Raw genomic sequence first — 13,239 nt, 5'->3', positions numbered from 1 at the left:
AAAAAAGCCCGTTTAAAACGGGCTTTTTTCTCAAAGAAGATGCTTAAGAGGCATCTTCTGCTTGTTTTAACATCACATAAATTTCATCTTTCAGTTTTAACTTTTTCTTTTTGAGTAGCTCGATATCTGCAACATTACTGGTGACAGGATTTTGTTCTAAGCGAATGATTTCATGGTCAAGTTCATTATGTTCTTCAAAAATTTTGGAGAAATGGGCATTGTCTTGTTTAAGCTTACTGATGAGTGTGCGATATTCTGGAAACATGTGATCACCTATATTGATTATTAAAATAAATTTATAAATAAAAATGCGACTAATTAATGTGAAATCTACACAAATTAATCATATCGAATGAAAGACACTTTAATCTATAAAAAATATGTATTTATGTTGTATTTTATTGAGTTCATTGATTTGGATTTAAATGCATAATATTGTTTTAATTATATTTTTATACAGTTTAATAACCAACAATATCAAAAAGATTGATTATAATAAATACATTAGAAATACTATATCATGAATAACGTGTATCCCAATTATGCAAATTTATAAATTTTATCAACAGGTTGATTCTACACAATTATATGTGTTGGCTGATACGGAAATAAAAAGTACAGAAGAGTTTGAATTTATATGGGTTGATTATACTCGTGATGATGTGATGAATCGGATTGAGTCATGGCAACAAGAAATATATGACTTAACTGGATTAACATTAAACGAATATCATGTGAAAGATGTATTGAATCTAGAGCACCCTTGCGCATTTGATACATTAGATGATTATGACCTATTAATTTTTCGTAAACTTGTTACACCTGATGATCAAATTCAAGTCGAAGATAGGCTTTCAGAATATTATGAGCATATGTCTGGTCTGGCAACAACACCAATTAGTTTTATATTGACACCTCAAGTCCTTGTCACTGTACGAGAGAAGGGGAACTATGTTATTGAGAGTAATATTTCACGTTTAAATGCTGTAGCAACAAAAGCTTTAGATGAACAGAATAGACCTCGGAAATTATCAATTTCTCCTCTAGATTTAGCATTGCGTTTACTCAATGGAATGATTGATGGATATTTAGATTTACGCATGCCTTTAACACGTCGTGTTGAATTTTGGCAAAAAGAATTGTTACAGGGGCATGGTCGTTTTACAAAATGGCATCAGTTATTACAAGAAAATATGGCATTTCAACAGGTTGAAAACTTATGTGAAGAGCAAATTGGTGCATTACAAGAATTACGTGATGAAATTGTAGATAACTATCCTCATTTAAAGGGAAAAAAGAAAACTGAAAAGCAAGATATTATGCTGGTTCGGATGGATGACTTAAGTGGGCATATTGAAAGAATTCAAAAACATACCATACGCTTACGTAGTGCTATTCAGTCAGCAATTGATTTACATTTTTCAGCAATTGCGAACCAAACCAATGAGAACATGAGAATCTTGGCGATTATTACAGCTGTATTTGCCCCTTTGACCTTATTGACAGGAATATATGGAATGAATTTTGAGTTTATTCCAGGCTTAGGGTCGCCAACTGGTTTTTGGATGATGTTAGGCGTAATGCTCATTACAACATTACTCCTGATTTATTATTTTTATCGACGACATATGGTTGGACGAGGCGAAAAAAGTGTTATTGATATGTTGGCACAGCAGAACAAAGATCAACATTTAAATTTATTAAAATTTCTAGACTATGAACCAATAAAACATACAGTGAAAGATACTATAAAAGGATTAGGAAAATTGAAAAAATAAGACACGGATGAAATGCTGTGGATAAGTATGAAATTAAAATAATGGAACCTGAAAATACAATTAGATTGATGGTGTTATGGTATTTTCAGGTTATATTTGTTGGTTAATCGATTTCATTTTATTACTCAGTACGAACATCACTTTGTTTAAGTAACTTATACATTTCATCTTTTATTCTCAGTTTTTTCCGCTTTAATAGTTCAATATCATCATTAATTTTATTTACTAGATTCTGCTCTAAAAGACTAATTTCTTTATCTAAAGCAGCATGATCCTCAAACATTTTTGAAAAATGTGGGTTCTGTTCCCGAAGAGTAGCAATAACTTCTTTAAATTCAGGGAACATGTTTTTATATTTTTTATTACAATCTTTCATTTTCATTAGAGTAACTTTCCTCATAAAAAATGGACTATATTCATCAAATTTCACATGTTTAAGTACATATGAAATTTGATTTTTAATCTGCTTGAGTTAGAAATGCTTTACCTGACGGCGTAATTGTTGAACTTCATCAATTAAATCGAGCATCATTGCTACAGCTGTTAAGCTTGCATTGAAATCTCGTTGTAAGCGGTAAGCACGGCGCGCAAGTGTAATGTCATCGCCGAAAAATTGATGAACGCGTTCATCAGGGCGATGAGGTAAAATATCATATTCGAGAAGTTGTAAAATCCATTCAGGACTTTGTCCACAGGCTTCAGCAAAGTGGGTTAAATCGAAAGAAATATTTTCATCCACGATTTGAGCTTCTAAACAATCACCACAAACAATTTCACGATAATGAATGGTAGTCATGATTTGCTCCTTAAGATTGGCGAGGCTTAAATTGAGTGAATGCTTCTGCAAATGCTTGATAAGCCGCTTGTTCAGCATCTGTATGTGCAGGAGGATTCACAATATTTAGAATTAAATAAAGATTTCCTGGTATTTTATTTGGAATACCTTTGTCTTTAAGTCGAAGTTGCTGTCCAGTTTGACTATTTTTAGGTAAGTTAACTTGTAATTTACTTCCTGAAGGTGTGCTGATTTCAATACTTTGACCTAATGTAGCTTCCCAGGGCGTGACATCTAATGTCAAATAAATATCTGCACCATCAACACGAAGTTTTTCATTATTTTTATAATGAATTTTTATGTATAAATCACCATTTTCTCCACCATTTATACCAACTTGTCCTTGTCCAGATAGGCGAATTTGTTGCCCATCTTTCATTCCTTTAGGAATTTTAACTTCTAAGGTTTTACGCTGAACTTCTGCTTGACCATAAGCATTCATTGTTGGAATTTGTAAGGTAATTTGCTGCGTTTCTCCGTGGAAGGCAATATTTAAATCGACGTCTAAACTACCATGCTGATCTTCACCTTTATAGCTTTGATGATGATGTTGCCTTTGACCTCTTTGATACTCATAATTAGAACCACCAAAACCTGCGCCAAAACGCCCAAAAATATCTTCGAAACCTGAAAAATCATGATATTGACCATCATTTTGAGTGTTTTGAGAGTAATGTTGAGATCCTGTATTAAAGTTTTGAAATCCATTCGGATTTTCGAGTTCAAAGTCATATTGTGTTTTTTTTTCGTCATTGCTTAAAGTGTCATAAGCAACGTTAATTTCTTGCATTTTTCCTTCAGCATCAGCTTCTTTGCTAATATCTGGATGATATTTTCTTGCTAGCTTGCGGTAAGCTTTTTTAATTTGATCTGGTGTCGCTTTTTTATCGATACCTAGAATTTCATAAAAATTTTTTGCCATTTCCACATCATAATTTTATAAAGTATTCCTTTATTATTACCATATTGATTGTATAAAAAAGTAGCATTATGTAAGTTATTTTTTCGAATCATAACAATGTAACATTTATTCATGATTTTATTTATAGAATATGCAGGCTAGAGTATCAGTCATAAAGTAAATGATAAAAATGAAAGTTAATTCTTTTATTTTTAAAATATAAGGTAAATAAGATATTTAAGCATCAAAGTTTTTAATTATAAAATGGTTTAAACATCAGAATATAAATAAAAAGGATGGGATAACCATCCCTTTTTAGAGCACTATTTAACTTAAATGCTCGCCAAATAAGCCTAAAGCTTGTTCAGCAGTAAACAGATATTGTGTATTACAGAATTGGCAGTCCATAGAAATAGGATTTTGATGTTCTAAGGTTTCGCGAACAGCTGAAACACCAATCTGTTTAAGAGCAGCTTCACAGCGTTCTTTCGAACATGTACAACCAAATGATAATTTTTCAATTTCTGGTAAGCGAACTTCTTCTTCATTATATAAACGATATAAAAGTTCATTTGCATCTAATTGTGTTAATTCATCGGCTTTTAGTGTTTCAGTTAGCATGGTCAATCTTGGCCATAAGTCTTCATCAACACGTTGCTGTTCCTCTTCATTATTACGTGGTAATAATTGAATTAATAGGCCACCAGCTGTTTTTTCATTGCTTGCTAAAACAATACGTGTTGGAATTTGTGCTGATAAATCATAATATTGCATTAAGCAGCGAGCAAGGTTAGGTTGATCTAAGGGAACGATTCCTTGATAACGTTCACCAAACTCTGGTTCAATATTAATAAATAATACTGGACTAAGTAGCGTAGATAAAATCGTGCTACTGTCTTGTGCTTCATTAAAGCGTGTATCTAATTCATAGTCTGCTAGAGCACGAACTTCGCCTAAGTGGTTACATTCTGCCATTGCCCATTTAAAGCTGCCAGAGGCTTGAATTTGTAAACTAATTCGACCTTTAATTTTAAGTGTACTTGCAAGCAAGGCTGTCGCGCTCAGCATTTCACCTAATAGAATTTTTACAGCAGGAACATAATCTCGTTGTGCTAAAATAGTTTGTAAAGCTTCTTCTAAATGAACGACTTCACCACGAATAGGGCTATCTTCGATAAAAAAGCGTTGGCGTAAATCAGACATAAAATTCTCCATAACCCTGTATAAATGGTGGTAGTTTAATAAAACACAAGTTATTTTATTTCATCTTGTGCGATATCAACTCGTTGCGAGTTTAAATGACGTTTTAAATCTACTTCAGGGAGTATATCGCGTCGCTGGGCATCACTTTCAAAAAGATGTTCAAGTTCTGCGAGTGAATTGCGGTACGTGGTATAAACTTTTTGTTCATCTGTATAAACAAGCTGCTGTTCTGCCAGGAGTTTCTCATCATAATCTCGAAATAACTCAATACTTTTGTAGACATCTTCTGGGCTTATGCCTAACTGGCAAAGAGTTTGATATGCCATACCTAAAGATGATAGATAAGTTTCGCGCCAAATATATTCTATGCCAAGATCACGTAATAAGTGTACATGATGACGATCACGTGCTCGAACCAAAAGTTTGAGTTCTGGATAATTGAGTTTGATATGACGTGCAACATTCATACAATCTTCTATATCATCTATGGCTAGTACAAATAATTTAGCCTGTTGAATTCCAGCAGAACGTAGAATATCGGGATGTGTTGCATCACCATAGTAGACTTTCCCCCCATAATTTCGTACAAAATCGATTTTTTCTAAATTGTTATCTATTGCCGTAAATTTAAGATGTTGTAAATATGCAACGCGTGCGATAATTTGTCCAAAACGACCAAATCCTGCAATAATGAGCGGATAATGTGCTTCAGATTCGGGAATATCATCGTTATTTTTAGTTTTTTCTTGATTGAAAAAAATATGAATAAGTTTTGTGCTTATCCAATAGAGTAATGGAGTAAGCACCATGGAAAGTGTCACAATGAGAACCAATGGTTCAAGCATTGTTTGGCTAAGAATATTTTCACTTTTAGCAACGGCTAGAACGATAAAAGCGAATTCACCACCTTGAGCTAGACACGCGCCTAACAATAAGCTATTACGCCAAGAAAACTGCATATAGCGTGCAATAGCCGTCAGCACAAGCATTTTGATGGTGAGTAAAGCAAGTGTTCCTCCAATAATCAACCACGGTATTTCAATCAATAAATTCAATTGTGTGGTCATGCCCACAGCCATGAAAAATAAACCTAGTAATAAGCCTTTAAAGGGCGCAATGCTGGCTTCAAGTTCATGTCTAAATTCAGAATCAGCAAGAAGTACGCCTGTTAAAAATGCGCCAAGAGTTGTACTAATGCCAAGAATATCCATCAGCATGACAACACCAAGAACAATAAAGAGCCCAACGGCTGTAATAAGTTCATGCGCCCCACTTTTTGCGACAAAGCGAAAAAAAGGTCGTATCAGATAACGACTGAATAGAAAGAGCCCCGTAAATGCAGCGATAATTGCAGCAAAGTAAGCAATACCATGATGAGCAGATGCACCTCCAGCAAGTAAGGGGAGCATGGCAATGAGTGGGATAGCGGCAATGTCTTGGAACAGTAAAATAGAAAAAGACTGTTGCCCATAGTGCGTATTGAGTTCTTGTTTTTCGGTCAGTAGTTGTAATACAAATGCAGTGGAGGAAAGGGCCAGTGCACTTCCAATAACAATACTAGATGCAATGCTTTGTTGTAAGAGAATGAACACTAAAATAATGAGTAATAATGCTGTAATACCAACTTGTAGGCTACCCATTAGAAATATAGATTTTCGCATTTCCCATAAACGCTGTGGTCTGAGCTCTAAACCAATGAGAAACATTAATAAGATGACACCTAGTTCGGAAATTTTTTGAATTTCTATCGGATTGCTTGCAAAATTAAATACACTGGGACCCAGTAATATACCTGTGAATAAATAGCCTAATACTGTAGCAATTCCAAACCGCTTGAGTAGAGGAACAAGAAGCAAAGCAGCACCAAGAAAAATTGTGATTTGCAACAGTAAAGGCATGTACGGAGTCCTTAAAAATTTCCTTGTTATTTTGGAATATCAATTATTCAACTTAATTCTTGTGGATCTATGTCTAAACTTAGTTTCATATTAGATGGCTTTTGATGCAACATATTTAACCACCATTGTCGAATATAAAAATGTAATTTAGCTCTATCTTGTGATAATAAAACCATATGTGCTTGATATCGACCTGCTTTGCGTTCCATAGGTGCTGGAATTGGTCCCCAAATATCAATTAAATTTTCAGAGGAAAGACGTAAAGCATGTGCATGATGTTGTAAAAAATCTTGGTTTAATTGCTGATTTTTAGATTCACAACGAATCAGTGCAGTATAACGATAAGGGGGCAATAATGCTTCTTTGCGCTCTTTCAGTGTTTGTTTCGCAAAGGCACGATAATCATGATTGACTAAGGTGGTTAATAAGGGGTGATCTGGGCGTAATGTTTGCAGGTAGACATCCCCTTTTTTTTCACCACGACCTGCTCGTCCAGAGACTTGTACAATGAGCTGTGCTGTTCGTTCTGGTGCTCTGAAATCTACACTCAGTAAACCTGCATCTATATCTAAAATTGCGACTAAGGTGACATAAGGAAAATGATGCCCTTTGGCTAGCATTTGTGTACCAAGTAAAATAATTGGTTTGCTCGTTTGGATGCGATCATAAATTTTTTGCCAACTCCCCACTCGGCTTGTTGAATCTCGATCAACACGAACGATATCTACATTCGGAAATAATTCATTGAGATGTTCTTCGACTTTAGCTGTTCCCATTCCAATCGGTTTGAGTTCATGATGATGACACTGCGGGCAAGTTTCTGGTTTACGATGAATTGTTCCACAATGATGACAATTTAAATGAGGATAAGGTTGCTGATGCAGGGTAAAATTAGCATCACAATTTGGGCACTTTGCCTGCCATGCACAACTTTCACAGATCAAAACTGGTGAATAACCACGTCGATTTAAGAAAATTAAAACTTGTTCTTGATGTTCTAATCGTTTTTTAATCTCATTAATAAGCAGTTGACTGATTCCATATTGTTTTTGATTGGTTTTTAAATCTAAAACATGCATCTTCGGCATAACAGCTGAACCAGCGCGCTGATTGAGTTCCAAGCGGGTTAATTTTCCTTGTTCTACAAGCGCATAACAATCAATACTTGGGGTTGCTGAGCCTAGAATAATCGGACATTGCTCTAAATGTGCTCGATAAAGCGCAACATCTCGCGCATGATAACGAAAGCCTTCTTGTTGTTTAAACGAAAGATCATGTTCCTCATCTAAGATAATTAAACCTAGATGTGGAAGTGGTGTGTAAATTGCAGAACGCGTGCCTAAAATAATTGAAGCCTTACCAGATTTTGCATACTGCCAAGCTTGTAAACGCTTTGAATCATTCAAGCCAGAATGGAGCAGCACAATGTTGCAATGAAAGCGAGATTGAAATCGACTAATCGTTTGGGGGGTTAAGCCAATTTCAGGCACGAGAACCAAAACTTGTTTACCTTGTTTTAGTACCTGTTCCATCACTTGTAAATAGACTTCAGTTTTTCCACTGCCAGTTAATCCATCAAGTAGAAATGCTTGATATTTATTTCGAGCTTTTAAAATATGTTCAATGGCTTTTTTCTGATCTGTATTTGCTGTTAAGGGCATTTGAGCCAAAGTTACAGGGATGGGGGAAAGATCTTGTTTTTCTTGAACACATTTACAGATTTCTTTTTTTGCTAACGCTTTTAATGTTGCAGTTTCTATACCAGCTAAATTCAAAATATTTTCCGCTGTACCTTGAGGATGTAATTTTAAAATTTTATAGGCTTCTTGTTGTTTTTCAGATCTTGTGATTTTATTTTCAGCATGCTCATCAAGAAGAACCCACATTCTGGTGAGTAAATCTGCGGGCTTTCCTTGGCGCAGCAATGTGGGTAGGGCACTTTGCATGACTTCGCCAATTGGAAATTGGTAATACGAAGATGACCATGTCAACAAACTTAAAACTTTATGATCTAGAATCGCCTCGTGGTCTAACAACTCAGTAATATATTTGAGTTTAAAAGTACTATTAATGGGTGAGTGAAGCGAGAGTTTCTCGGCAACAATTCCCACTAAGTTCTGTCGACCAAAAGAGATCGCAACACGCGCACCAACATGAATTTGAGGATATTGATCTTCAGTGACTAAATAATCGAAGGTATCAAATAAATGTACAGGAACTGCAACACGAATGCGAAAATTTGTAGTGGGGAGTTCTTGGGTAGTTTGCATAGCGATGTGGGAACTCCTCGGCCTGTCTAAATATCGTCGTGCAATAGAATGCATTATGTTAGAGTGAGTAATATGAATGATTTTAGTGCTGCAGTGCAACTGTACTAAAATAATAATGAGGATGAAAAGAGCATAACAATGCCAGCATATCAATTTACAGCAATCAATGGATTAGGTAAGCAACAAAAAGGCGTACTTGAGGGAGATTCTGCACGTCAAATTCGACAACAATTGCGTGATCAAGAGTTAATTCCCATTTCCGTTGAACCAGTTGAGCAAAAAAATAGTCAGGCTTCACATGCATGGTTTCAAAAGAAACTGACTGCTTATGATTTGGCATTAATGACTCGACAGTTATCTGTGTTGATTGCAGCTGCTATTCCTTTAGAAGAGGCGGTGAAAGCTGTCGCAAAGCAAAGCGAAAAAGCACATGTACAAAAGATATTACTGTCTATTCGTTCTAAAGTGTTAGAAGGATATTCATTTGCCAATGCATTACAGCATTCGGGGCGGTTTCCAGATTTATATATTGCGACCATTGCAGCGGGAGAGCGTTCTGGACATTTAGATTTAATTTTAGATCAGCTTGCTGAATATACAGAAAATCGATTTGCCATGCAGAAAAAAATTCAAGGCGCAATGATTTATCCAATGATTTTATTGTTGATGTCATTTGCAATTGTGATGGGGCTCATGACCTATGTTGTACCAGATATTGTGAAAACGTTTGATCAAAATAAAGATGCATTGCCGTGGATTACAGTTGCCTTAATGAAGATGAGTGATTTTATTCGAGCAGCATGGCCTTACATGGCAGTCGGAGGAGTGTTGGGTATTATCCTCTTGATTAAGTTTTTAAGAACAACTGCTGGACATTACACATTTGATCGTTTAACACTCAAACTGCCATTATTTGGTAAACTATCACGTGGTATAAATGCAGCACGTTTTGCCAGTACTTTATCTATTTTGACGCAATCAGGTGTTCCTTTAGTCGATGCTTTGAAAATAGGTGCGGCTGTAAGTAACAATTGGGTTATTCGAGATGCTGTTAATCTTTCTGCTGAAAAAGTCATGGAAGGTGGCAACTTGTCTACTCAGTTAGAACGAAGTGGTTATTTTCCAGCAATGATGGTACAAATGATAAAAAGTGGAGAAGCTTCTGGTGAGCTAGATCGGATGCTGGATCGAGCATCGACAATGCAAGACAGAGAAGTAACAACCTTGATCTCAACATTATTGGCTCTTTTAGAACCATTAATGTTAGTTTTCATGGCAGGGATTGTTCTGGTTATTGTGATGGCTGTCATGCTACCAATTGTAAATATGAACAATATGATCTGATGATAAAAATAGGCGAGAAAGTGGAATGGAAATGAAAAGGCTACAGCAATCAGGTTTCACCCTCATTGAAGTCATGGTTGTGATTGTCATTTTAGGTGTGTTAGCGGCGTTAGTTGTTCCAAATGTGATGGGGAAAGTAGACTCATCTAAAATTAAAACAACAGAAATTACCTTAAATAGTGTGGCAAAAGAACTAGATGCATTTAAGATGGATAATAATCGATATCCGACTACTCAGGATGGTGGTTTAGAAGCTTTAGTTACTCAACCTGCGAATGTAAAAAATTATCCTATTGGTGGGTATTTAAAGAAATATCCGAAAGACAGTTGGGACAATGATTTACAGTATGTGAACCCAGGTTCAGAAGGTCGACCATTTGACTTATATTCATTGGGTGCAAATGGTAAAGAAGGCGGTGAAGGTGCAGATGCTGATATTTTTTATAAGCCATAATTTAACATAGATAAAAATGAAGATGACCAGTTTTTTAGAAACTGGTTTTTTTATATATTTGGGTTGATTTATGCTTGAAATAAAACTTTAAAATATGAAGAAGAAAATATTGTCATACATGAATTTAATAACCTTTCGCGATATTCTAGTGTAGTATTTAGCGATGAATTATTGATGTAATATTGAACTGATGTCTGAAATTAAGCCTACTTTATCTTTACGATATATTTTAACGCTTGAGGAATCTCAAGATGGTTTTGCTTTAGCAACATTTGGAAAAAAGCAATTTACACGTTTTATCACTCCCGTCATTAGTATTGGTATTATTATTTGGGGCTTTTATCTCGGCTTCGATGGTGTGGGGCGTTATTACATTGCGTTAGGAACATTTTTCTTTATTTTACAAATTTTAATGCGTTATTGGTTTTTACCACTCATGTTTAAACGCCAATTTGTCAAATACCAAATTGGAAAAAGTGAGCAAGGAATTGATTTATATCAGGCACATGCTGAAATTTTTAGCAATGGTCATAAAAAAGTATTTCAATATACAGATGTTCAAAAGTTTGCCATTGGTCGTGTAAGTTATATGCTGGAATTGAAGGTTGGACCAGCAAAAAGTCCAACAGCAGTGATTGTGCCTAAAAGTGCATTTAAAGATGTGGCAGATCAAACACTATTTGAAAATACATTTAAAAAGTAATGATTTAAATTATTTCGATCACAAAAGGAAATATGATGAGTACTCGTCCATCTAAAATAGTTTGCGTCGGTCGTAGTTATGCAGATCATGCAAAAGAATTGGGTAATGCTGTTCCTGATAGTCCTGTTCTTTTTATTAAACCGCCCAGTAGTTTAGTTTCTTTGACGGATGGGGTTTCTTGGAATGCAGATTGGGGAAATTGCCATTATGAATGTGAACTTACCTTACGAATTGATCAAACGCTAAAAGCAGAAACTGATCCACAGAAAGCGTTGGCAGCGATCGGTGCAGTGACTTTAGGTTTAGATTTAACACTTCGCGATTTACAAGATCAGTTAAAGACCAAAGGGCATCCGTGGGAGCGTGCAAAAGCATTTGATGGTTCTTGTATTATTGCGGACTGGGTTGATGTATCTGAAGTGCAAGCTTGGAACAAAATTAACTACACATTGCATGTAAATGATGAATTACGTCAACAGGGTGATACGGCATTTTTAATTTTCGAAATTGGTGCTTTATTAGCTGATATTAGTCAGGTTTTTACTTTAGAACCAGGTGATGTAGTCATGACAGGAACACCTGCTGGCGTTGCTGCACTTCATGCAGGTGATCAGTTGAAAATGACATTGCAAGGTCAGACAAAAGAACATATTTGGACGACATTTGTTAAAGCATAAATCCAAATAAAAAGGACTGCTTGTGCAGTCCTTTTTATTAATCTTTAAGAAGATGTTGAAATTTACTATGTAATTTTAACAACTTTGGCGGAATTGCAAAATTGCAATATCCTTGGGTTGGGTTTTTCGCAAAGAAGTTTTGATGATATTCTTCAGCAGGGAAAAAAGTAGGTACTGCTGATAGCTCAGTTACAATATTTAAATCATCTGCTTTTAGCGTATTAATGGTATTTTGAGCAGCTTGTTTCTGTTCATCATTAAAATAATAAATCACAGAACGGTACTGCGTTCCAATATCATTACCTTGGCGATTCAGTGTTGTAGGATCATGGGTTGCAAAGAAAATATCTAATAAATGCTCATATTGAATTTGTGATTCATCAAATTCAATTGCAATCACTTCCGCATGATTCGTTTCACCTTTACAAACTTCTTCGTAACTTGGATTAAGTGTATTTCCACCGGCATAACCACAAGTCACCTTTTGAACACCAATTAAACGTGAAAATATCGCTTCTGTACACCAGAAACATCCTCCACCAAATAGTGCTTGTTGCATGGCTATATCCTAAAAAATACTGGACCCTATATATATTGTAATTTAGCTTAAATTACAATTATCATGAACAAAAAGCTGACCTAAGTTTAGGCTGCTAAAAGCTTAACGTGGTTGAATGACGCTCTCAAACTCAATGACAGGGTTTCCTTGGCGATCAAGAAGTTTTAATGTTCGACCAAAAACTTGGTAATTTGTTACTTTTGCTAATGCTGTATTAAATTTTTGATCTAAATTGTCATTATTCATACACGCCATTCGTGTAGATGCAAGTTGATCAAGAACTAAAGTATCTTTACCTGCTTTATATGCACCTGTAAGTCGATTACAACCATCAGTTCCTGTTACACGTTGATTGGCTTCATCAAATTGAAGGCTTGCACGATTCGCTGCATCATTATTATAAACAATCGTTGAGTTTCCAATTTTTGTTGCAACCCACGTTGTATTTTGTAAAAGTGTTAAATTTGTTGTTGTCATATTTGTCGATGTACTAGGAGTAGATTGACAACCCACAATTGCCAATGTTGAGCTTAGAATTGAAATAGCGAATAATTTTTTTAACATTTTTAGGTCACTTTTAAGTTGATATATATCTAATATAAACAGAAAAATAGAAA

General features: G+C 35.3%; 14 protein-coding genes. 5 read left to right on the top strand and 9 right to left on the bottom strand.

Annotation, left to right across the window (positions count from 1 at the left end):
- Window positions 1–43: 43 nt before the first annotated feature.
- A complete protein-coding gene (locus B9T31_RS11020) occupies window positions 44–265 on the bottom strand; it encodes a YdcH family protein (RefSeq protein WP_086182012.1) in 222 nt (73 codons plus the stop codon).
- Window positions 266–542: 277 nt separating this feature from the next.
- On the opposite strand from B9T31_RS11020, the gene B9T31_RS11015 reads away from it, so the two are divergent.
- Window positions 543–1,778, top strand: coding sequence for a magnesium transporter CorA family protein (locus B9T31_RS11015; RefSeq protein WP_086182011.1), 1,236 nt, complete (start codon window positions 543–545; stop codon window positions 1,776–1,778).
- A gap of 121 nt (window positions 1,779–1,899) precedes the next feature.
- Here B9T31_RS11015 and B9T31_RS11010 read toward each other — a convergent pair whose 3' ends face one another.
- From B9T31_RS11010 to B9T31_RS10985, 6 genes are all read right to left on the bottom strand, one after another.
- Window positions 1,900–2,160 carry a YdcH family protein gene (locus tag B9T31_RS11010; RefSeq protein WP_086182010.1) on the bottom strand — a complete coding sequence of 87 codons (261 nt, stop codon included), beginning with the start codon at window positions 2,158–2,160 and terminating at the stop codon, window positions 1,900–1,902.
- Window positions 2,161–2,250: 90 nt separating this feature from the next.
- A complete protein-coding gene (locus B9T31_RS11005; RefSeq protein WP_086182009.1) occupies window positions 2,251–2,574 on the bottom strand; it encodes a chaperone modulator CbpM in 324 nt (107 codons plus the stop codon).
- 10 nt (window positions 2,575–2,584) lie between these two features.
- Window positions 2,585–3,535 (bottom strand): DnaJ C-terminal domain-containing protein, encoded by a 951-nt coding sequence (locus B9T31_RS11000; protein WP_086182008.1) that lies wholly within the window; start codon window positions 3,533–3,535, stop codon window positions 2,585–2,587.
- A gap of 306 nt (window positions 3,536–3,841) precedes the next feature.
- Window positions 3,842–4,717, bottom strand: coding sequence for an Hsp33 family molecular chaperone HslO (locus tag B9T31_RS10995; RefSeq protein ID WP_086182007.1), 876 nt, complete (start codon window positions 4,715–4,717; stop codon window positions 3,842–3,844).
- A gap of 50 nt (window positions 4,718–4,767) precedes the next feature.
- The gene (locus B9T31_RS10990) at window positions 4,768–6,615 is read right to left on the bottom strand and encodes a monovalent cation:proton antiporter-2 (CPA2) family protein (protein WP_086182006.1); all 1,848 of its coding nucleotides are present in this window, start codon (window positions 6,613–6,615) and stop codon (window positions 4,768–4,770) included.
- Between the two features lie 47 nt (window positions 6,616–6,662).
- Window positions 6,663–8,885, bottom strand: a complete 2,223-nt coding sequence (locus tag B9T31_RS10985; protein ID WP_086182005.1) for a primosomal protein N' — start codon at window positions 8,883–8,885, stop codon at window positions 6,663–6,665.
- A 138-nt stretch (window positions 8,886–9,023) separates the two neighbouring features.
- Here B9T31_RS10985 and gspF point away from each other — a divergent pair, with 138 nt between their 5' ends.
- The 4 genes from gspF (at window position 9,024) to B9T31_RS10965 (ending at window position 12,063) form a co-directional block, all read left to right on the top strand.
- Window positions 9,024–10,229: a type II secretion system inner membrane protein GspF gene (gene gspF / locus B9T31_RS10980; protein WP_086182004.1), complete on the top strand. Its 1,206-nt coding sequence runs from the start codon at window positions 9,024–9,026 to the stop codon at window positions 10,227–10,229.
- A gap of 31 nt (window positions 10,230–10,260) precedes the next feature.
- Window positions 10,261–10,683 carry a type II secretion system major pseudopilin GspG gene (gene gspG / locus B9T31_RS10975; RefSeq protein ID WP_086182069.1) on the top strand — a complete coding sequence of 141 codons (423 nt, stop codon included), beginning with the start codon at window positions 10,261–10,263 and terminating at the stop codon, window positions 10,681–10,683.
- A gap of 190 nt (window positions 10,684–10,873) precedes the next feature.
- Entirely contained in the window at window positions 10,874–11,386 is a 513-nt protein-coding gene (locus B9T31_RS10970) for a hypothetical protein (protein ID WP_086182003.1), read from the top strand.
- 35 nt (window positions 11,387–11,421) lie between these two features.
- Window positions 11,422–12,063 (top strand): fumarylacetoacetate hydrolase family protein, encoded by a 642-nt coding sequence (locus tag B9T31_RS10965; protein WP_086182002.1) that lies wholly within the window; start codon window positions 11,422–11,424, stop codon window positions 12,061–12,063.
- Window positions 12,064–12,100: 37 nt separating this feature from the next.
- Here the strand turns inward: B9T31_RS10965 and msrA are convergent, their stop codons facing one another.
- Window positions 12,101–12,622, bottom strand: a complete 522-nt coding sequence (gene msrA, locus B9T31_RS10960; protein WP_086182001.1) for a peptide-methionine (S)-S-oxide reductase MsrA — start codon at window positions 12,620–12,622, stop codon at window positions 12,101–12,103.
- A 102-nt stretch (window positions 12,623–12,724) separates the two neighbouring features.
- Entirely contained in the window at window positions 12,725–13,186 is a 462-nt protein-coding gene (locus B9T31_RS10955; protein ID WP_086182000.1) for an META domain-containing protein, read from the bottom strand.
- Window positions 13,187–13,239 lie beyond the last annotated feature (53 nt).

Source organism: Acinetobacter sp. ANC 4558 (genome assembly GCF_002135375.1).
Classification (GTDB): Bacteria; Pseudomonadota; Gammaproteobacteria; order Pseudomonadales; family Moraxellaceae; genus Acinetobacter.
This window is presented reverse-complemented; position numbering and strand designations above follow the sequence as displayed.